The 19,850-nt window shown below is 59.0% G+C and carries 21 protein-coding genes, 1 tRNA gene and 1 pseudogene; 7 read left to right on the top strand and 16 right to left on the bottom strand.

The window, feature by feature from the left end:
- Positions 1-4: 4 nt before the first annotated feature.
- Complete coding sequence (locus EXR36_03955; GenBank protein ID MSQ58804.1) at positions 5-730, bottom strand: YebC/PmpR family DNA-binding transcriptional regulator; 726 nt, start codon at positions 728-730, stop codon at positions 5-7.
- A 129-nt stretch (positions 731-859) separates the two neighbouring features.
- Between EXR36_03955 and EXR36_03950 the strand changes: the two are divergent.
- A pseudogene (locus EXR36_03950) lies at positions 860-982 on the top strand (DUF853 family protein).
- Between the two features lie 212 nt (positions 983-1,194).
- Here EXR36_03950 and EXR36_03945 read toward each other — a convergent pair.
- The 10 genes from EXR36_03945 to EXR36_03900 form a co-directional block, all read right to left on the bottom strand.
- Positions 1,195-1,410 carry a hypothetical protein gene (locus tag EXR36_03945; protein ID MSQ58803.1) on the bottom strand — a complete coding sequence of 72 codons (216 nt, stop codon included), beginning with the start codon at positions 1,408-1,410 and terminating at the stop codon, positions 1,195-1,197.
- Between the two features lie 19 nt (positions 1,411-1,429).
- Positions 1,430-2,650: a DUF4102 domain-containing protein gene (locus tag EXR36_03940; protein ID MSQ58802.1), complete on the bottom strand. Its 1,221-nt coding sequence runs from the start codon at positions 2,648-2,650 to the stop codon at positions 1,430-1,432.
- 169 nt (positions 2,651-2,819) lie between these two features.
- Positions 2,820-3,908 (bottom strand): redox-regulated ATPase YchF, encoded by a 1,089-nt coding sequence (ychF, locus tag EXR36_03935; protein ID MSQ58801.1) that lies wholly within the window; start codon positions 3,906-3,908, stop codon positions 2,820-2,822.
- Between the two features lie 68 nt (positions 3,909-3,976).
- Positions 3,977-4,549 (bottom strand): aminoacyl-tRNA hydrolase, encoded by a 573-nt coding sequence (locus EXR36_03930; protein MSQ58800.1) that lies wholly within the window; start codon positions 4,547-4,549, stop codon positions 3,977-3,979.
- Positions 4,550-4,619: 70 nt separating this feature from the next.
- Positions 4,620-5,333, bottom strand: coding sequence for a 50S ribosomal protein L25/general stress protein Ctc (locus EXR36_03925; GenBank protein ID MSQ58799.1), 714 nt, complete (start codon positions 5,331-5,333; stop codon positions 4,620-4,622).
- A 132-nt stretch (positions 5,334-5,465) separates the two neighbouring features.
- Positions 5,466-6,416: a ribose-phosphate pyrophosphokinase gene (locus EXR36_03920; protein MSQ58798.1), complete on the bottom strand. Its 951-nt coding sequence runs from the start codon at positions 6,414-6,416 to the stop codon at positions 5,466-5,468.
- Positions 6,417-6,495: 79 nt separating this feature from the next.
- Positions 6,496-6,570 (bottom strand) — tRNA-Gln (locus EXR36_03915).
- Between the two features lie 7 nt (positions 6,571-6,577).
- A complete protein-coding gene (locus tag EXR36_03910) occupies positions 6,578-7,432 on the bottom strand; it encodes a 4-(cytidine 5'-diphospho)-2-C-methyl-D-erythritol kinase (protein MSQ58797.1) in 855 nt (284 codons plus the stop codon).
- A 20-nt stretch (positions 7,433-7,452) separates the two neighbouring features.
- Complete coding sequence (lolB, locus tag EXR36_03905; protein MSQ58796.1) at positions 7,453-8,046, bottom strand: outer membrane lipoprotein LolB; 594 nt, start codon at positions 8,044-8,046, stop codon at positions 7,453-7,455.
- Between the two features lie 15 nt (positions 8,047-8,061).
- Positions 8,062-9,894 (bottom strand): tetratricopeptide repeat protein, encoded by a 1,833-nt coding sequence (locus tag EXR36_03900; protein ID MSQ58795.1) that lies wholly within the window; start codon positions 9,892-9,894, stop codon positions 8,062-8,064.
- Positions 9,895-10,148: 254 nt separating this feature from the next.
- Here EXR36_03900 and EXR36_03895 point away from each other — a divergent pair, with 254 nt between their 5' ends.
- Genes EXR36_03895 through mutM form a run of 5 tightly spaced genes read left to right on the top strand, consistent with a single transcriptional unit; the run spans position 10,149 to position 14,899 of the window.
- Positions 10,149-11,117: an ABC transporter ATP-binding protein gene (locus EXR36_03895; GenBank protein ID MSQ58794.1), complete on the top strand. Its 969-nt coding sequence runs from the start codon at positions 10,149-10,151 to the stop codon at positions 11,115-11,117.
- Positions 11,114-11,857 (top strand): ABC transporter permease, encoded by a 744-nt coding sequence (locus tag EXR36_03890; protein ID MSQ58793.1) that lies wholly within the window; start codon positions 11,114-11,116, stop codon positions 11,855-11,857. Before EXR36_03895 ends, EXR36_03890 begins: the two co-directional genes overlap by 4 nt.
- Positions 11,854-13,209: an ABC transporter gene (locus EXR36_03885; GenBank protein MSQ58792.1), complete on the top strand. Its 1,356-nt coding sequence runs from the start codon at positions 11,854-11,856 to the stop codon at positions 13,207-13,209. The genes EXR36_03890 and EXR36_03885 overlap by 4 nt, the downstream gene beginning before the upstream one ends.
- 8 nt (positions 13,210-13,217) lie before the next feature.
- On the top strand, positions 13,218-14,087 hold the full coding sequence (locus EXR36_03880) for a DUF4340 domain-containing protein (protein MSQ58791.1): 870 nt from the start codon (positions 13,218-13,220) through the stop codon (positions 14,085-14,087).
- Positions 14,087-14,899, top strand: coding sequence for a bifunctional DNA-formamidopyrimidine glycosylase/DNA-(apurinic or apyrimidinic site) lyase (mutM, locus tag EXR36_03875; GenBank protein MSQ58790.1), 813 nt, complete (start codon positions 14,087-14,089; stop codon positions 14,897-14,899). Before EXR36_03880 ends, mutM begins: the two co-directional genes overlap by 1 nt.
- Here mutM and EXR36_03870 read toward each other — a convergent pair.
- Genes EXR36_03870 through EXR36_03850 form a run of 5 tightly spaced genes read right to left on the bottom strand, consistent with a single transcriptional unit; the run spans position 14,868 to position 18,877 of the window.
- On the bottom strand, positions 14,868-15,134 hold the full coding sequence (locus EXR36_03870) for a YfhL family 4Fe-4S dicluster ferredoxin (GenBank protein MSQ58789.1): 267 nt from the start codon (positions 15,132-15,134) through the stop codon (positions 14,868-14,870). The genes mutM and EXR36_03870 overlap by 32 nt on opposite strands.
- Before the next feature lie 2 nt (positions 15,135-15,136).
- On the bottom strand, positions 15,137-15,619 hold the full coding sequence (locus tag EXR36_03865; protein ID MSQ58788.1) for a pantetheine-phosphate adenylyltransferase: 483 nt from the start codon (positions 15,617-15,619) through the stop codon (positions 15,137-15,139).
- Positions 15,612-16,181, bottom strand: coding sequence for a 16S rRNA (guanine(966)-N(2))-methyltransferase RsmD (gene rsmD / locus EXR36_03860; GenBank protein MSQ58787.1), 570 nt, complete (start codon positions 16,179-16,181; stop codon positions 15,612-15,614). The genes EXR36_03865 and rsmD overlap by 8 nt, the downstream gene beginning before the upstream one ends.
- Positions 16,165-17,466, bottom strand: a complete 1,302-nt coding sequence (locus EXR36_03855) for an insulinase family protein (GenBank protein ID MSQ58786.1) — start codon at positions 17,464-17,466, stop codon at positions 16,165-16,167. The genes rsmD and EXR36_03855 overlap by 17 nt, the downstream gene beginning before the upstream one ends.
- A gap of 13 nt (positions 17,467-17,479) precedes the next feature.
- Positions 17,480-18,877 (bottom strand): insulinase family protein, encoded by a 1,398-nt coding sequence (locus tag EXR36_03850; GenBank protein MSQ58785.1) that lies wholly within the window; start codon positions 18,875-18,877, stop codon positions 17,480-17,482.
- Here EXR36_03850 and ftsY point away from each other — a divergent pair, their 5' ends adjacent.
- A complete protein-coding gene (ftsY, locus tag EXR36_03845) occupies positions 18,878-19,834 on the top strand; it encodes a signal recognition particle-docking protein FtsY (protein MSQ58784.1) in 957 nt (318 codons plus the stop codon).
- Positions 19,835-19,850: the final 16 nt, after the last annotated feature.

Below are 19,850 nucleotides of genomic sequence, written 5' to 3'. Positions count from 1 at the left end.
GCTATCAGTTGTCCAGGACGGCGGTGGTGTAGACATCTTGCACGTCGTCGAGCGCGTCCAAGGCATCCAGCAATTTCTGCATCTTGGCGGCGTCTTCGCCGGAGAGCACGCTCTCGTTCAAGGGTTTCATGACTATTTCCGCGAGACCGGCCTTGAGACCTCCCTTGCTCAAGCCTTCCTTGACGCGAAGAAAATCCTGCGGGCCAGTCACCACTTCAATGCTGCCATCCTCGTGCGTGAGCACGTCTTCTCCGCCCGCGTCGATGGCCGCCTCCATCACCTTGTCCTCGCTCGTCCCAGGCGCGAATACGATCTGGCCGCAATGCTTGAACAAGAACGCCACGGAACCATCCGTACCTAGATTGCCTCCGTGCTTGCTAAAGGCATGGCGCACATCGGCCACGGTACGCGTACGATTGTCGGTAAGGCAATCCACGATCACGGCGGCCCCAGAGATGCCGTAACCTTCGTAGCGGACCTCTTCGTAATTCACGCCTTCCAATTCACCGCTTCCGCGTTTGATGGCGCGCTCGACGTTATCCTTGGGCATGTTGGATTCGTAGGCCTTGTCCACCGCCAAGCGCAATCGCGGATTCATGCCTGGATCGGGACCGCCCACGCGGGCCGCAACGGTGATTTCCTTGATGAGCTTGGTAAAGACTTTGCCGCGTTTTGCGTCGGCCGCGGCCTTTCTATGCTTGATGTTTGCCCACTTGCTATGACCTGCCATGACGTCCAGTGGTGGCAATTATTGCCACGGTGTTGAGGGTTGGAGAAAGGGTTGAAGACCGAGTCTCGATGGCGAAAAGTGTAGCATAGGGCCTCCTCGTAATTCTCGTAATCTCGCCCGGAACCGATCATGGCCGCTCCATTAGTCGTCGCGAAAAGCCCTGAAGAAATCGCCTTGCTCCCCGCCCTCGCCAACCGCCACGGGCTGATCACGGGCGCGACAGGGACGGGTAAGACCGTGACCTTGCAAATTCAGTTAAAACGCCATAACGCGTACGCGAGGGCTATATCACGGACGCGAAGGCCGAGTACCTTGGGACTCCAGTCACGGGAAGACCACCCTTTTCCGACAGCAATCTGCGACATTTACAACAATGCCTATTTTACTTTCGTCACGCAGCTTTCTTCACTGGTAGCCGTACAGCAAACATAACCCCATTTTTGCATGTGCAATTGCCGCGCCTTTCAGGAAGCAGCATCGGCGCACTGCACTAATGCCGCTTCGCGCTTGAAGTAATTTGCCTCAATAAACCCAGCAAAGAAGGATTCGCCGGAATCCAAGTTGTAAGCGTATGCATTCAGGCCGTTCATCCGGTAAGGATAAAAGTCACTATCCAATCCATCGCACCCTGCAACACTAAACACAATCCCCGCGTAAGTAATCAACCTAATGATTCTCATCGCGTCCCCCTTTTACATTTCACGCCGCCGCCCGCTTGATCGGCGTCACTTTGCTATTCGGATCGGACATTTCGTCTATCAGGTCAGCCCACCCTTGAAGCATATTCCGCCGATCTTCGAGATATATGGCATGGTTATACGAAGCGCGGCTCCGCTTGCTTTCCTCATGCGCTAATTGTTTTTCTATCCAGTCGCCCCGGTAACCTAATTCGTTTAACGCGGTGCTTGCCGTCCCCCGGAATCCGTGCGGGGTCAACTTGCGCGAGTAGCCCAAGACACGGAGGGCTTGCCGCAAAGCGGCATCGGTCATTGGCTTTAATCGGTGATCGCGGTGCGGGAATAGGTAAGGATAGTCGCCAGTCAGAAACTTGAGCCCTCGCAACAAATCGACAGCCTGGGTCGGCAGCGGGATTAAATGCTCTTCGCCCATTTTCATACGCTCCGCCGGTATCCGCCAAAGCGCCGCATCTAAATCAAATTCAGCCCAAGCGGCCCCGAGCAATTCGCCTGGACGCGGAAAAAGCAGGAGCAGCAACTTAAGTGCAGTCGCTGTTTCTTTCCGGCCAGAATAGTTGTTTAGCGCCGCAAGGAATGCGGGTATTTCGTCGCGCTTGAGGGAAGGATGATGCTCATGCTCTGGCATCCGCACTGCACCGCGTAATGACGCCGCCAGATCGCTATCGGCGCGCAGGGTCGCCACCGCATAGCGCCAAATCTCGGAGGAAAGGAAGCGAGCCTTAGCCGCAACCGTGCGAGCGCCCCGCTTTTCGATACCCCTAAGCGCCGCCAGCAGATGTGCCGCTTTGATTTGACGCATGGGCAGGCTCCCGAGTGCGGGGATTAAATCACCCTCAAGTACCCGGTTCACGCCTTGCCGGTAGGAGTCCGACCATTTGGATTCAACGGCTCGGTTTTCGGCCCATTCCTTCGCCACCGCTTCAAAGGTTTCCCGCGAAGCGTGAGTTGCCTGGAGACGGTCTAGCTTGCGTTGATCTGCCGGATTGATGCCCTGCTTAACTAGGCTCTTGGCATCATTCCGAGCCTGCCGAGCATCGGCAAGTGAGAGCGCTGGATATTCGCCCAATGCGAAAACGTTTTCCTTGCCGTGCAGCCGGAAGCGGTAGCGCCATAGCTTGCTGCCGGTCGGTCGCAGCTCTAGGTGCAGCCCGCTGCCGTCGGCCAGCTTTACGGGTTTCGCTATGGGCTTGGCATTGCGAATGAGGGTATCAGTGAGGGCCATTGCGGGTATCTCCGTTGGTATCCTGATTCAGTACCCTCAACGATACCCGCATTACTTTCGGCTTGCAACGGAAATAAGCGAATGCCAATGAACTACTATATATTTGTTAATACTTGATATTTTTTAATACACCGGATCCTCTAGGATAGCTCATGACATGAAAACGCATTTAGACGTTGAAGCGGAAATGCATGACGTCGCCGTCGCGCACGACATATTCCTTGCCTTCGAGGCGCATCTTTCCTGCCTCCTTGGCGCCTTGTTCGCCCTTCAGGTTCACATAGTCGTTGTAAGCGATCACTTCGGCGCGGATAAAGCCCTTCTCGAAGTCCGTGTGAATCACGGCGGCCGCTTTCGGGGCTGTATCGCCCGTGTGGATGGTCCAGGCGCGCACTTCCTTGGGCCCGGCCGTGAAGTAGGTCTGAAGGCCTAGCAATTGATAAGCGGCGCGCACGAGGCGATTCAATCCAGGCTCTTGAAGACCCGCATCGGAGAGAAACACTTGCTTGTCCTCGTCGCTCAGATCGGCGATCTGCGCTTCCAGCGACGCACTGATGGCCACGACCGGGGCCTTTTCCTTGGCGGCGTACTCCTCCACTTGGCGGAGCATGGGGTTATTGGTGAACCCGCCCTCGGCGACATTGGCCACGTACATGGTGGGCTTCATGGTAAGGAGGAACATGGGCTTGAGCACGTGCCGCTCTTCGGGATACAAATCCAGGGAATGAGCGGGCTGCCCCGCGTTCAAGGCCACCAGCACCTTTTCCAGTACGGCGACCAGGCGCTGAGCTTCCTTATCTCCGCCGGCTTTGGCGGCCTTGCCGTACTTCAGTAATTGCTTTTCCACGGTAGCCAGGTCCGCGAGCGCCAGTTCGGTGTTGGTGGTTTCGATGTCCGAGACGGGATTGACCTTGCCTGCGACATGGACGACATTGGCATCCTCGAAACATCGCACCACGTGGGCGATCGCATCGGTCTCCCGGATATTGGCGAGAAATTGATTTCCCAGGCCCTCGCCTTTGGAGGCCCCGGCGACCAGGCCCGCAATGTCGACGAACTCCACGATGGCAGGGACGACCTTCCGCGGCTTGGCGATGGCCGCGAGAGCCGCCAGCCTGGCATCGGGCACCTCCACAATCCCGACGTTGGGTTCGATGGTGCAAAAGGGGTAGTTCTCCGCCGCGATACCTGCCTTGGTAAGCGCGTTGAACAAGGTGGATTTGCCTACGTTAGGCAGGCCGACGATTCCGCATTTCATAGTGAGTTCCGTGAAGGGTGAAGCGTGAGAGGTGAAGCGTTAGGCCCCCACCCTTCACGCCTCACGCCTCACCCCTTGGTGTGCAATGCATGCATCGCCTTCTCCATCTCACCCACGTGGATAAAGGGCCAAACTTTCAGGCTGCGGTCCACGGCCTGGGAGATCAGCTCCGCGTCTTCTTGGCTAGGGGGGTGCAGCACGTAATCCACCACCACATCCCTTTGACCGGGATGCCCGATGCCTAAGCGCAGGCGCCAGAAGCTCTGTCCCAATTTCGCCGCTATGTCTTTCAATCCATTATGTCCCGCTGCCCCGCCGCCGTGCTTGAGCTTGGCGGCACCTGGAACCAAATCGAGTTCGTCATGCACCACCAGGATTTCCTCCGGGGCAATCTTGTAGAAATTGGCAAGCGCTTCAACCGCCTGCCCGCTGGCATTCATATACGTTTGGGGGAGCAGGAGCCAACACTCGCAGGGCGATGGGATGCGCCCCACGTAGCCGCTGAACTTGCGCTCCGGACGCAGTTCCACCTTGGCCATCTGGGCGAGACGTTCCACCCACCAAAACCCGGCGTTGTGGCGGGTGCGCTCGTATTGCCGTCCCGGATTGCCCAACCCTACCACGAGCCGCATCCTAGTGATCTCTTGAAAAGTTCAAACAAAAAGGCCCGCCTGGTCTTCACCAGGCGGGCCCTGGTTCCAAAGGATAAATTTACTTCTTGTCTCCGCCCTTCGCGGCGGCAGGTGCCTTCGCGGCGGCGGGTGCTTTCGCCGAACCCGCGGCGGGCGCGGCGGCGGCAGCCGGAGCGGCAGCGGCGGCGGCAGCCGGAGCCACTTCTTCCACCACCACGGCTTCTGCCCTTGGCACTGGAATGGTCGCGACGACCGCATCGTCTCCCGAACGCAACTGGGTGGATTCCACACCCTTAGGCAGCTTCAACTGCGCCAAGTGGATGGAGTGGCCGATCTGCAAGGTGGAGAGATCGACCTCGATGTACTCGGGCAGATCCGCGGGCAGGCAGATCACGTCAAGTTGCGACATGACGTGCTGGACAACGCCACCACCCGTCTTGAAGCCGGGCGCGATCTCCTCGTTCACGAAGTGCAGGGGTACGCGCATGTGGATCTTGCGGTCCTTCGCAACGCGCTGAAAATCCACGTGCACCACTTCCATCCGGAAAGGATGCATCTGGTAATCGCGCAGCAACACCTGCATTTTTTCGCTGCCCATGTTGAGATTCAAGATGGACGCGTGAAAAGCCTCCAACTTGAGCTTGGCCAGCAAGTCCTTGTGATCCACTTCGATGCTTGCCGCATCCTGCCCGCCACCATAGAGTATTCCGGGTACCTTGCCGCCGTGGCGCAGGCGGCGGCTCGCACCTCTGCCCTGTGCCGAACGCGGACTTGCATTAACTTCGATTGACATGACTTCTTACTCCTAGTGACGTTATCCGCGACCAGATAACGGGTTGACGACGAAGCGTGAAGCTTGAGACGTGAAGCGTGAGAGGAACTGCTGCTCCCATCGCACTTCACGTCTCACGTCTCACGCCCTTGGCTACTCCATGAAGAGCGAACTCACCGAATCCTCGTTGCTGATACGCAACATGGTCTCGGCGAGCAACTCTCCGATATTCAATTGGCGGATACGCCCGCATTGCCTCGCCTCCTCGCGCAGGGGAATGGTATCCGTCACCACCACTTCGTCCAGCGCCGAGCCGCGGATTCGTTGCACCGCGTTGCCGGAAAGTATCGCGTGTGTGCAGTACGCCATCACCTTCTCAGCGCCTTTCTCCTTCAAGGCCGAGGCACCCTCGCATAGGGTGTTCGCCGTATCGACCATGTCGTCCATGATGATGCAAGTGCGTCCCGCCACGTCGCCGATGATATTCATCACCGTGGCGACATTGGGGCGTGGGCGCCGTTTGTCGATGATGGCGAGATCGGCTTCCAGCCTCTTGGCCAGGGCGCGGGCTCGCACCACGCCACCCACGTCCGGCGACACCACCACCAAATTCTGGTGCCCGTGCTTCCAGATATCTCCCAGCAGGATAGGCGCGGCGTAGATATTGTCCACGGGAATATCGAAGAAACCCTGGATTTGGTCCGCGTGCAGGTCCACCGTCAGCAAGCGGTCCACACCCACGGCTTGAAACATGTTCGCCACCACCTTGGCGCTGATGGCCACCCGCGCCGAGCGCGGCCGCCGGTCCTGGCGCGAATAACCGAAATAGGGAACCGCCGCGGTGATACGCCCCGCCGAGGAGCGCTTGAGCGCGTCGGCCATGAGCACGACTTCCATGAGGTTGTCGTTGGTGGGCATGCAGGTGGACTGCAACACGAAAACGTCCTTGCCCCGAACATTCTCGAGGAGTTCCACCATGACCTCGCCGTCGCTGAACTTACCGACCGTGGCGCGCCCAAGATGAATATTGAGATGGCGGCACACGTCTTCCGCCAAGCGCGGATTGGCGTTGCCGGTGAATACCATCAAACTATCGTAGGCCATGGGATCGAATTCGAGGAGCTAGGAGCTAGGATCTAGGATCTGGGGAAATGCACCCCAGCTCCTAAATCCTGCCGTTGATTGGCTGGGGAGGTAGGGATCGAACCTACGAATGGCGGAATCAAAATCCGCTGCCTTACCACTTGGCGACTCCCCAACAGACTTTATTTCTCGGACCCCGCGCCAAGCCCATGGTTAAGCCAATGGTACAGGGGATGTTGATCCAACCCGCGCGCCACGAACCCGGCCATGTTTTCTGGAAGCCTCGCGAGAATTGCCCGCGCTTGCGCCTCTGAATCCACCGCACGGAACACACAGGCCCCGGAACCGCTCATGGTTGCAGGCCCTTGTTCGGCCAACCAGCGCAGGCACCGGTCTACTTCCACGTGGCGCTCCCGGACGACGGCCTCAAGGTCGTTACGTCCTTGCCCTGCAAAAAAGGCGGGTATTCTGAGGGGATTCGAATTTCGTGTCAATTTCGGCTCAGCGAAAACCGCTGTCGTGGCCACATGGATGCTTGGAGTTAGCACCACGTACCAGGCGGGCGCGATGCGAATAGCGGATAACTCATCGCCGACCCCTTGCGCAAAAGCGCTTCGCCCAAACACGAAAACCGGAACATCCGCGCCCAGTTTAGCGCCCAAGACCATGAGCGCTGGCCGGGAAAGCCCAAGCCCCCAGAGCCTGTTCAATCCCACTAGCACACTAGCGGCATCCGAACTCCCTCCTCCCAACCCGCCGCCCATGGGAATGCGTTTGACGATTCGCAGATCCACCCCGAGTTTGCAGCCGGTTTCGGCCTGCAACAACCGGGCAGCCCGCACACTGAGATCTTGTTCCGGCGCCACCTCTCGAGGCCCCTCGCCACGGCTCACCTGCCCATCCGGGCGCAGGGTGAGGGACAACTCATCGCCATACTCGATAAAGCGGAAGAGGGTATGGAGCAGATGGTAGCCGTCCGGGCGGCGGCCGGTGACATGCAGGAACAAATTGAGTTTGGCCGGGGCAGGAATTCTCAGCGTGCACCCCGCAAATGCGGCTATTTGCTCTCCCCTTCGCCCAGATCGCGCAACCGCCACTGGTCTATGACCAGGCTTAGCTTCATCTCTTCGTTTTCCACGATCATTTTCGAGGGTAACCCATCGTGATCGCCCCACGCTTGATAGGACACTTCCCAGTGGTCCTGTGCCAGCACGGCCAAGCGCCCTTTGTCATCTTTCACCACGCGGCTCGTGCGGCCCTTTGGCCACTCTAGGCCGCGGACCCAGTATTGCAAGGCATCGATGGGCAGATCGTAGCCCAGGACATCGCGCGCGAGAAAAGCCAGGGTGCCGGCGCGGTATTCCTCCCCTTCCGCCGTGGTGATCGCCGCAGTGTTCTCGTCTTGCTCCAGATGGGCCACGAGATTACCGAGAGGCGTATAGATCCATAGATCCTCCATCGCACCTTGGTGCTGCCAGCGTATCTTTCCCGGATAACCCTTATTCTCCGCCTTGACCTTGACGCTCACCCGGCCGCTGAGCTCGAAACTTTCAATGGCCGCTGGGTCAGCTGGCGCGAGGTCTCGCTTGGCGCTACTCGCGCACCCTGTGAGCACCAACGCCGCGACAAGACCTACCAAGCAGGAACGCACTCTCCGCGCCGGAACTCAGCGCAGGAAGCGCTTGACGGTGTCCACCAGCACATCGTTCTCGGGATGCTCCTTGAGGGAATCGCGCCAAATTTTCTCCGCGTCCGCCTGGCGGCCATTCTTCCAAAGAACTTCCCCCAGGTGCGCCGCTATCTCTGGATCCTGGCGCTGGGCGAAGGCCTGCTGCAAATACTCCAAGCCTTCCTTGTGATTGCCCATGCGGTAGTGCACCCAACCTAGACTGTCGAGAATGAAGGCGTCCCCAGGGGAGAGCTTCAATGCCTTCTCGACGTACTGCTTGGCTTCGGGCAAGCGTTCGTTGCGATCGGCCAGCGTGTAACCCAGGGCGTTGTAGGCTTGGGCGTGGTCGGGTTTGAGCTGGATCACGCGCCGGAGGCTCGATTCCAGCACGTCGATCTTCTGCAAGCGCTCCGCCACCATGGCGAGATCGTAGAGCAAATAGAGGTGGTCAGGCTTTCCTTCGAGCGCTTTCTTGAGCAGATCGTAGGATTCCTGGAAAGATTTGGCCTCGCGCAATATATGAGCTTCGGCTTGCGTGAGTTGAATCCTCTGCTCCTCGTCCTCCGCGCGCACTTGTTTCAGGTGCTGGCGCGCTTCGCTCAATTTGTTTTGCTTGGCAAGAAAAAAAGCATAGCGCGTGTGCGCGGAAACGTATTGTTCGCCGCCTTCCACGGACTGATACCACTTCATGGCCTCGCCGGTCCGTTTTTGCTCCTCGAAGGTCTGCCCGAGATAGAACTTGATGGCTTCGGGATCCTTGTAATTCAGGTCGAGTGCGCGCTTGAGATAGCGTTCCGCCGAGGGAAAATCGTTGAGCTGCAAGCTGATGAGACCGGTGGTCACCACCAAATCCGCGTGATTGGGTAATTCTTCCAGTAATTTCTCGTACTGAGCTTTCGCGGCGGGCAACTGCTTGCCGTTCACCAGCGCGCGCGCGTATGCCAGCCGCAGATCCTTGGCTTTGGGGTATTGCTCCACGACGCCGCGCAAATATTCCTGGGCCTTCGCGGGCGATTCGCTTTGCTGGATCAATTGGGCGTTGAAAAGATGCGCGGCCTCCCAATCGGGTTTGAGCTTGAGTGCCTCCTTGATTTCCGCGGACGCCACATCGAACTTGCTCGCACCCACCGCGGCCTGCGCGACGGCGAAATGAGCCTCGGGGGCTTTGGGGTAGGACTTCGCCACGTCCCTCACCAAGGTGAGTACAGCATTCTTATCCTGGTGGCGCGACAGCAGGTTGTTGAGCTGCAAGAGCGCCTGCACGGGATTACTTTCCTTGGCGATGAGTTGCTGAAGATGGGGTTTGGCTTCCTGGAGCTTGTTGGCCGATACAAAGGCATTGGCGAGGGCTTGTTGCGCCTGCTTATTGCCCTTGTCCGTGTCGTACCAAAGCAATGCCGCATCCAGCGCAAGGGCATTCATCTTGGCGTGGGACGCCGCTTCCGCGGCCCGCTTCGCCAAGCGCGGATCGCGCGTGCTCTTGGCAAGATCGTAGTAACCCTGGGCGGCAAGTTGGGCGTTACCGCGCTGGCCCGCGATTTCGCTCAACAGGAACTTGTAGAGGATTTCCTGGTCGAGAGCTCGCTGGGGAAGCGAGCCGCGCGGAACAGCTTCCTCCGCGGCGCCCTGGGCGCGCTCATCGCCACCGGGAGTGATCCCTTCACTGGCGTTGTCCTCGGCTGGATCGCTCAGCTGGCTCAAAAGCACGTCCGAGAAAGCAAGATGGACAGAGTTCGAAGCGGGCCTTACAGCCGTGCCGGACTGCGCGCAGCCCCCGAACACCAGCAAATAAACTACGGAGATAAAAACCGAACCCTGCGGCATGGGCATGGCAAAATCCTTACTTACTGGGCGCTCAACTCGTTACCGGGCTGCCGCGCTGGGGTTTGTAACTGGGTCGCGACGGGTAAGCCCAAGCGCGAACGTCTTTCAATATGGGCTCCAGTTTAGGTATATTTGCGGCCCGCCTCAAGCCACTCGGGAAAAACCAGGAGCAAGTTACCTGCCCATGCTAACCCAACGTGGATCAATCGTGGTTAACTCGTGCTTCACTTGGCGTCCAGTTATTCCATTTGCATTCCTACATGAGCGAATCCAACCAATCTGAAGTAACGGTATCCGCCCAGGATCTGTCCCGCAACTACGGGGATAAGCGCGCCGTGCGGGACGTCAATGTCGAATTGCGCCGTGGCGAAGTATTAGGCCTACTCGGCCCCAACGGCGCTGGTAAGACCACCACGATGCAAATGCTCACGGGGAATCTCGCCCCCACCACGGGCAGCGTCAGCATTTGCGGCGTGGATCTGCTGGAACATCCCACGCAAGCGAAAACTCGTATCGGCTATCTGCCCGAATCGCCTCCCTTGTATCGCGAACTCACCGTGGACGAGTTCTTGCGCCTGGCCGCCCGGCTGCACCGCGTTCCCAAGCAGCAGGCCACCGAGGCGGTGGCCAACGCCAAACGCAAGTGCGGGTTGTGGGACGCCGGAGGGCGGGTGATCGGGACCCTTTCCAAGGGTTACCAGCAACGCGTGGGCATCGCGCAGGCCATCATCCATTCCCCGGACGTGGTGATACTGGATGAGCCCACCGTGGGATTGGACCCCAATCAAATTCGCGACATCCGGGAATTCATTCGCGAACTGGGAGGCAAGCACAGCGTCATCCTCTCCACGCACATCCTGCCCGAGGTGGAGGCCATATGCGATCGCGTGCAAATCATGTATCAGGGCACTATCGTCTACAACGACAGCATCGAGGCCCTGAAGCGCTCGCGCAAGGCTCAGACCATTCGCCTTGGCCTGCGACATTCCCCTTCCATGGACAACATCAAGGCGCTGCCTGGGGTCACGGCGGTGGAACCGGGGCGTGACGGATTATTGCGGGTGTTTCACGCGGACCACCAGGACCCCACCGACGCGCTGGTGCGCGCAGCGGTGGAGGGCAATTGGGGGCTTTTCCATTTGGCGGGCGAGGAAGCCTCCTTGGAGGACGTTTTCGCGCAACTGACGCAGGGCGATGAGCCCGCGCCGCTGGCCAAGGGGGCCGCATGATCCGAACTATCGCCGCCAAGGAATTGCGCATCCTGTTCTCCTCGCCCTTGGCGTGGGTGGTGCTCGCATTTTTACAGCTGGTATGCGCCTGGATTTTCCTGTCCAGGCTGCAATCCTACTTGGATGTTCAGATGCAAATCGCCGCCAACCCGGGCGCTCCCGGCATCACCGAGTGGGTCATCACGCCGGTGTTCGGCACCGCCGCCATATTCATGTTGATGGTGGTGCCGCTGCTGTCCATGCGCTTGATCGCCGAAGAGCGGCGCAATCAAACCTTGGTCTTCCTGATCTCCGCGCCCGTGTCCATTACGCAGATCGTGGTGGCAAAGCTCGCGGCCCTTTTCGCCTTCCTGGCCATTCCCGTGGGATTGATCGCGTTGATGGGTGTGGCATTGTTGACCGGTGGAAAAATCGATACCGGCATGCTGGCCGCCAATACCATGGGGCTGCTGCTCCTGTGCGCCACGTTCGCGGCCATAGGCTTGTACCTATCGTCTCTCACGGCACAACCCATTGTCGCCGCGGTGGGAACCTATGCCGTGCTATTGCTCCTGTGGTTGATCAACATCGGCACCTCCGATCCGGATAGCGCGATGCACATGCTTTCACTGGTACGCCATTTCGAGAGTTTCGCCAAGGGCGTGTTGTCCTTGGCCGATGCGGCCTATTACGTGGTGCTGGTGCTATTGTTCACGGGGCTGGCGGTGCGCCGCCTGGAAGGCGACCGGGTGCGCGCATGAAGGCGAACAAAAAATTACGGCTTCAGTCGCTACTACAGAACAGCTCCTTTGCCGTGCTCGCCATCGCCATCGCCGTGCTGGTGGTCTATGTGCTCAAGGACAGCAAGATCGAGTGGGATATCACGCAGAATAAACGCAACTCGCTGACCCAACCCACCGTGGATGTCTTGAAAAAAATCAAAGGCGCCATCCAGGTCACCGCCTATGCCACGCCCCAGGATGCCGCGCTGGGAGATTTGCAGCGGCAGATCAAGGAATTCATCGCGGCCTACCAGCGCATCAAGCCCGGCATCGTGTTGAGTTTCGTCGATCCGCGCGAACAACCCAAGGAAACCGCCGAGGCGGGGGTGCGCAGCAACGGTGAACTCGTCATCGAATACGAGAAACGCCGCCAGCACTTGACCAACTTCACCGAAAGCGAGATGGCCAACGTCCTCATGCGCCTGGTGCGCAACAAGGAGCGCTTGGTGATGTTCGTCGACGGCCACGGCGAGCGCAAACTAAACGGCCAGGCCAACCACGATCTGGGCGAGTTCGGCCGCCAAATCGGCAATAAGGGTTTTCGGGTCAACAGCGTCAATCTTGCGATCGCGCCCGAGGTTCCCGATAACGCCGCCGTTCTAGTGATCACGCAACCGCAAGTGGAATATCTCGCCGGAGAAGTGGAGAAATTACAGCGCTATCTGGAAAAAGGCGGCGCGCTACTGTGGCTCCTCGACCAAGAGCCTCTACACGGGCTGCAACCCATCGCGGACCTGTTGAGCTTGAACCTTACGCCAGGTATCGTCGTCGACCCCGATGCCGCGGCGCTGCGCATTCAACCGACGGTGTCCATCTCGTCGAACTATGGGATGCATGCGATCACCACCAACTTCCAATTAAATAGCGCCTTTCCTTTCGCGCGCGCCATCGCCACCAATGCCGAGGATAAGACTTGGCGTTTTTCACCGCTGGTGGAGGTTTCGCCGAGGGGTTGGCTCGAAAGCAACACGCAGAGCAAGGCCTACACCTTCGACGAGAAGCGCGATGTACACGGGCCAATCGTGATCGCTGGCGCCTTGGAGCGTAACGTCAAGGAGAAAAAGCAAAGGGTGGTTGTAGTGGGAACGGGGCACTTCCTGGCGAACATCTATCTCGGTTCGGGAGGCAATCTCGATCTTGGCATCAACATGCTCAACTGGCTCACGGACGACGAAGGCCTCATCACGGTTCAACCTCGCGAAAAAGTGGATAGCCAACTTTCCATGAATCAGACGCAGCTGGGATTTCTGGGTTTGAGTTTTCTCGTCTTCATCCCCGTGTCGTTTCTCGCGGCCGGTGGCATGATCTGGTGGCGGCGGCGTAAGGCATAGGAAGAACGATGCGTAAAGGCTGGTGGCTCAACATCGCGTTGTTGGTGGTCCTCGCCGGCCTGGGACTTTACGCCTACTTCAAACCAGGGACCAAGGAGCCGGTACAACACGCGATAGCCTCTCTTAGCCCAGCCCAGATACAGAAACTCGTGATAGAGCGGGCTGGCAACACGATGGAGTTGGTGAAAAAAGATAACCTGTGGTCTCTCACCTCGCCCATGACCGCGCGCGCGGACGCGAGCCAAGTCAACCGCATGCTGGACATCCTTTCGGTGAAGAGCAAGGAGAAGCTGGAAGCCAGCGACCTGGCGCGCTTCGATTTGGATAAGCCGGCCACCACGCTGCGCTTCGGCGAGCACGCGCTCAGTTTCGGCACCACCAACTCCCTCACACAGGACCAATACGTATTGAGCAAAGGCAGCGTGTACTTGATCCCATCCTACTACGCGCAGCAAATTCCCAGCAAACCCGACCGCCTGCTCACCCACAGCCTTTTCGCCGAGGGTGAAAAGCCCGTGGCCTTCGAATTGAGCGCCATCGCAGCCGAACAAAAAGACGGCAAGTGGGTAGTGATACGGCGCGAGTCCAAGCAAGGCGAATTGAGCCAGGATGATTTGAACCGGTGGACGGATGACTGGCGGTTATCCTCAAGCCTGTTCACACAACCCTACTCGGGAAAACCAGGCATCGAGCAGATACGAGTCAAACTGGCCAGTGGTAAAACGCTGGCCCTGGAAGTGCTGCAGAAGGAACCGGACCTGATCCTCGCCCGCACGGACGAGAAGCTGCAATTTCAATACTCCACTGAAGCCGGCAAGCGATTACTCGAACCCAAGCCCGAACCCGCGCCCCCTGGCGCCGGCACCGAGAAGAAATAGTGCCGGAGTTGCCTGAAGTCGAGGTTACGCGGCGCGGCGTCGCAGCTCATATCGAAGGCCGTTGCATCACCAAGGTGGTGATCCGCCGTCACGATCTGCGCTGGCCGGTTCCAAGGGAGTTGCCCGCGATCTTGCCAGGATTGCGTGTGAAGGCCGTGAACCGGCGGGCGAAATACCTACTGCTGGATTGCGAACAAGGCTGGCTGATCGTGCACCTTGGCATGTCGGGCAGTCTGCGCATTATTCCCACGGGTACCGCCGCGGCGAAACACGATCACTTCGATCTTGAATTCGGCGGCGAGCTCATGAGATTGCGCGACCCACGCCGTTTCGGCGCCGTGCTGTGGACGCAAGCCCCGCCAGAACAACATGAGTTGATTGCGCATCTGGGGCCCGAACCTTTTTCGGCGGAGGTCAGCGGAAAATGGCTCCACGGCCAACTTCGCGGGCGCACGGCTCCCATCAAGAACTTGCTGATGGATAGCCGCATCCTCGTGGGAGTTGGAAATATTTACGCCAACGAGGCGCTATTTCGTTCCGGCATTCGCCCAAGCCTCGCCGGGCGCAAACTAAGTGTCGCGCGCTGCGGCGCACTGGTGGAAACCGTCCGCGCAACTTTGAGCAGTGCCATCGAAGCAGGCGGCAGCACCTTGCGCGACTTCACCAACACCGACGGTTCCTCCGGCTACTTTCAGCAAAGCTACTTCGTCTACGACCGCCACGGTGAACCTTGCCGTGTGTGCGGCGCCCCAGTCAAGCTGGCAAGCGTCAGCCAGCGATCTACGTTCTATTGCCCGCGCTGCCAGCGGTAAGCATTTCGTACTTACGCTCCAGTTGCGCCTTCGTTTCCGTGTTGGCCACATCCACGATGATGCAATCCACCGGGCACACTTCCACGCATTGCGGCGTTGCGAAGTGTCCCACGCACTCGGTACACCGGCTAGGGTTTATTTCGTAGACCAACTCGCCCGCCGATATGGCGGCATTGGGACACTCGGGTTCGCACACGTCGCAGTTGATGCACTCGGAAGTGATCGACAATGCCATGGTTATGCGCCGCCGACCTTGGTCAAGAGACGCTGGGCTACCTTCGGATTCACGAAAATGCTGACATCGCCGCCCAGAGTCGCGATCTCCCGCACCATGGTGGCGGAAACGAACATGTGGCTCTCGGCGGGAGTGAGAAAAACCGTTTCGACGTTGGGATAAAGTTGCCGGTTCATCCCTGCCAGTTGAAACTCGTACTCGAAATCCGAAACGGCGCGCAAGCCCCGCAGAATGACGCGCTCGCCGCGCTCTTGCAATAAATTCATCAATAGCCCCTTGAACCCTACCACTTGCACGGACGCAAGATCGGCGAAGGCCTCGCGTGCGATTTCCACTCGCTCAGCCAACGTGAACAAAGGGCGCTTCGCCACGCTATCGGCCACGGCGATAGTGATGCCGTCGAAGAGGCGCACGGCGCGGCGTACAAGATCTTCGTGCCCGCGCGTCAGGGGATCGAAGGTACCGGGATAGACCGCATTAGGCATGGTTGTATTGGAGAAGTTGGTAGTGGACAGCGCCTGCTTTCGCTTGCCGGTAGGACACCCATTGCCCAGACTCTGCTAGGAACCGCGGCCCTTCCCGGTACACCATCCCGCCGACGGCGAGAATAGCGGGTAGGTGGGTGAAAAGTTCTTCGGTTTTCCCAAAATCGTAAGGCGGGTCGAGAAAAATGACGTCGTAGCGCCGCGCTTCCTTACCCAGGAATTCTATCGCATTGCGGTTCACGAGCTGGGTTCTACCGGCGCCCAGCAAGCGCTGGTTCTCCTGCAAAGCCGCGAAAGTGTTCCGGTCTTGCTCCACCATGACCACGTCCGCGGCATTTCTCGATGCGGCCTCGAAACCCAGCGCTCCGCTACCGGCGAACAGATCCAGGCATGTGCGTCCCGTGAGGTCTTGTCCCAGCCAGTTGAAGATCGTCTCGCGCACGCGATCAGGCGTGGGCCGCAACTGAACCGACGCGGGGAACCGCAGGATACGGCCGCGGTATTCTCCGCCGATGATTCGCACACGGTTGGGCGCACGCGCAAGCTTAGTTGTTTTCGCCACCGACGACCACGGTCGCCAAACGCGAGGGATCCACCCTTCTGGCGAAGACCTCCTTGATTTTCGGGAGCGTCACTTGCGCGATCCGCTCTGGGAATAGCTCCAGATAATCCAAGGGCAAATCGTAGAAACCGATCACCGCGAGGTACTCCAGAATTTTTCGGCTGGTATCGATACGCAAGGGAAATCCGCCAATCAAATTCTGCTTTGCCCCTTCCAGCTCGGCGGCCGTGGGCCCATCGGTCACGAAGGTCTTCAGGGTATCGCGCACCACTTGCAAGGCTTGCTTGGCCTGGTCACGCCGCGTTTGCAGTCCAATCTGAAAGGCCCCCGCCTCGCGGTATGGCGAAAAGGCACTATAGACACTGTAAGTCAGGCCGCGCTTTTCGCGCACCTCCAGGGTCAAGCGCGAGTTGAAACCCCCGCCCCCAAAAATGTAATTGCCCACCAGCAGCGGAAAATAATCGGGGTCTCCTCGTTTCACGCCCGGCCCGCCGGTTAGGATGTGAGCTTGGGCGGATGGGTGACTGATGAACCGCTCTTCGCCCCTGAGGATCATGTTCACCGGGGGAATGGGCGCCGGCTTGTTTCCGCGCGCCAATCCGGCCGTCAGTTGTTCGGCGATGAGAGCGGCTTCCGTGCGCGTGACGTCGCCCATCAACGCGACCACGGCACCAGACGTGTTGAAATGTTTCGCATGGAACTCCGCCAAGTCCGCTCGCGTCAGCGTTGAAAGCGTACCGGCTTCGCCGCCCGCTCGCAGTTGGTAGGGGTGGCCGGCGAACACCATCTTGGAGAAGGCGCGCGCGGCAACGGTTTCAGGCTTGATCTCGGACTCCTTCATTTCCGATATGGAGTGCTGCACCTCGCGTGCGAGCGCTGCCTCCGGGAAGGTGGGTTCGCTCAGCACCTTGGTCATGATGGCGAGCGCCGCATCGCGAAATTCCTTCTTGCTTAGGGTCCGTAGCGAATAGCCGGCCCGGTCCACGTCGAAGCTCATTCCGAGCGCGGCGCCCACGTCCGCGAGTTGTTCGGAAATCGCGTTCTCATCCAAACCTTGAACACCCAGGCGCATCATGCGCAAGGTCATGGCCGCCAACCCGGATTTCTTCTCCGTGTCCTGGCTGGAACCCGCGGGAAACTCGGCACTCACGTCGAGCATGGGAAGTTCGTGGCTCTCGACGAAGTACACGCGTGCGCCGGTGCTCGTCTTCCAATGTTGAATGGGCAAGGCGGCCGTTGCGAGACCAGCCCACGCCCATGCGAGAAAAATCAAGAGCAGTCGCATGCGAGGTCCTTACTTAGTGCCGCAGGGAAGGCGGTACCGCGGCGGGTTTACGATCTTGCACGGGCAGCGGGTCCAGCACCGCCACCGTGAGATTGTCATCGGTGAGGTATTTCTTCGCGACGGCGCTTACTTGCGCGCTGGTGATGGCGAGAAGTCTTTCGCCTTGCTCGCGCGCGGAGTCGTAGGGCAATTCGGATATTTCCAAGGCGCCCATCAAGCGCGCCTGGTTAAACATGGAGTCCAATTGATAGACTTGGCTCGCCACGACTTGCGCCTTGACGCGTTTTAATTCTTGTTCGCTGACACCGTCCTCGGCGATTTTTCGGATTTCTTCTCTTAGCGCGGCTTCAAGGGTTAGGACAGACTTCCCGGGCGCGGGCGTCCCGTCCAGGAAAAAAAGCGCTTCTCCGCGATTGACCCCGTTGTACGATGCGCCGGCTGAAAGCGCGGCTTTCGTCTCCCGCACGAGATTCTTTTCCAAGCGCGCCGCATCGTGCCCGTCCAACACGCCCGAGAGAACGGCGAGCGCGTAGGGCTCCCAGTCCTGTTTGACGTCGCGCAGCGAAGGCGCTTGATAGGCCATGACCAACCGGGGCAACTCAGCGGGAACTTTCACGGTAATGCGCCGGGTGCCAATTTGCGCAGGCTCTTTCTGGGGTTTACGGGCGGCTAGCGGGCGTCGCGCGATGCCACCGAATTTTTCTTGCGCGAGCGTGAATACTTCCTCGGTTTTGACATCTCCCACTACGACCAGAACCGCATTGTTGGGCGCATACCAGCGCCGGTACCACTCGCGCGCGTCCTCGGCCGTCATATTTTCCAGGTCGTTCATCCATCCGATGATGGGGGTGCGGTAGGGATGGGCCACATAAACCGCCGCCATGATTTGCTCGAACAAGCGCGCTTGCGGTTGGTCGTCCGTGCGCAGCCTGCGCTCTTCCATCACCACCCGGATCTCCTTTGCGAATTCCTCGTCGGAGAGCACCAGGTTAGCCATGCGGTCGGCCTCCAATTTCAATGCGAGTGGCAACTGCGACTTTTGCAACTGCTGAAAGTAAGCAGTGTGATCCCGGCTGGTGAAAGCGTTGTCACGCCCGCCCGCGCGTGCCACTTGGCGCGAGAATTCTCCGGGAGGCACCTCCTTCGTGCCCTTGAACATCATGTGCTCGAGCACATGCGCGACACCGGTCTTGCCATTGACTTCGTCGATGCTACCGGCGCGGTACCAAACCATGGAGACCACCACGGGCGCGCGATGATCCTCCTTGACGATGACCTTCATGCCATTGGAAAGGGTACGATCCAGAGGATTTGCGCCGGCCGCGCCAAGGAAAAGCGCGGCATTGGCGAATAGTGCTAACCGCCAATACCGGTAAGATAGAATTCGCACCCGCGACATTGTGGCGTCCATATGCTTGGTTTTCTGAAGTCTAACAAACAACCCGCGGGAGAGAACCCCGCGGGTTGGCTCACCCGCCTCAAGGCAGGTCTCTCGCAAACGCGCGACAAACTGGGTAGCCAGCTCGGGCAATTGCTCGGCCGCCACGCCAAGATCGGCGACGCGCTCTACGAAGAGCTGGAGACCATCCTCATCGGCTGCGATATCGGTGTCGCGCCGACCGAATATCTGCTCGCGCAACTCAAGCAACGAGTAGCGCGCGAACGCGTCACGCAACCCAGCGAAGTGAAGAGGTTTCTCAAGGAATGCCTTTTGGAACTACTGTCTCCGTTGTCTCAAGCTCTTGTGATTCCCCCAAAAAAGCCCTTTGTCATTTTAGTGGCTGGCGTGAACGGAGCCGGTAAAACCACGTCCATCGGTAAGCTGGCGTGGTATTTTCGCGGCCAAGGCAAGTCCATCATGCTGGCCGCGGGAGATACCTTTCGCGCCGCCGCGGTGGAGCAATTGCGCGCCTGGGGCGAGCGCAACCAGATCACCGTCATAAGCCAACAAGACGGTGACCCGGCGGCGGTGATCTTCGATACCCTCCAGTCGGCCATCGCCAAGGGGACCGACATCGTGCTGGCGGATACCGCGGGGCGTTTGCCCACTCAATTGCACTTGATGGACGAGTTGAAGAAGGTGAAGCGCGTCGTCACCAAAGTGATACCCGATGCACCCCACGAAGTGCTGCTCGTGCTCGACGCTAACACGGGGCAAAATGCGGTGGCGCAAGTAAAGGCCTTTGACGATGCCCTCGGGCTTACGGGTTTGGTGCTGACGAAGCTGGACGGTACGGCGAAGGGTGGCGCCATCGCCGGTATCGCGCGCCACAAGCCCATACCGCTTCGATTCGTGGGGGTGGGCGAGGACATCGACGATCTTCGCCCCTTCAACGCCAAGGATTATGTGGACGCCCTGTTCGACTAAATAAGAATGTGAGCAT

The sequence above is a fragment of the Betaproteobacteria bacterium genome, from assembly GCA_009693245.1.
In the GTDB taxonomy this organism is placed as follows: Bacteria; Pseudomonadota; Gammaproteobacteria; order Burkholderiales; family SHXO01; genus SHXO01.
Note: the sequence above shows the minus strand (reverse complement) of the source record. Positions and strands in the feature narration are given on the sequence as shown.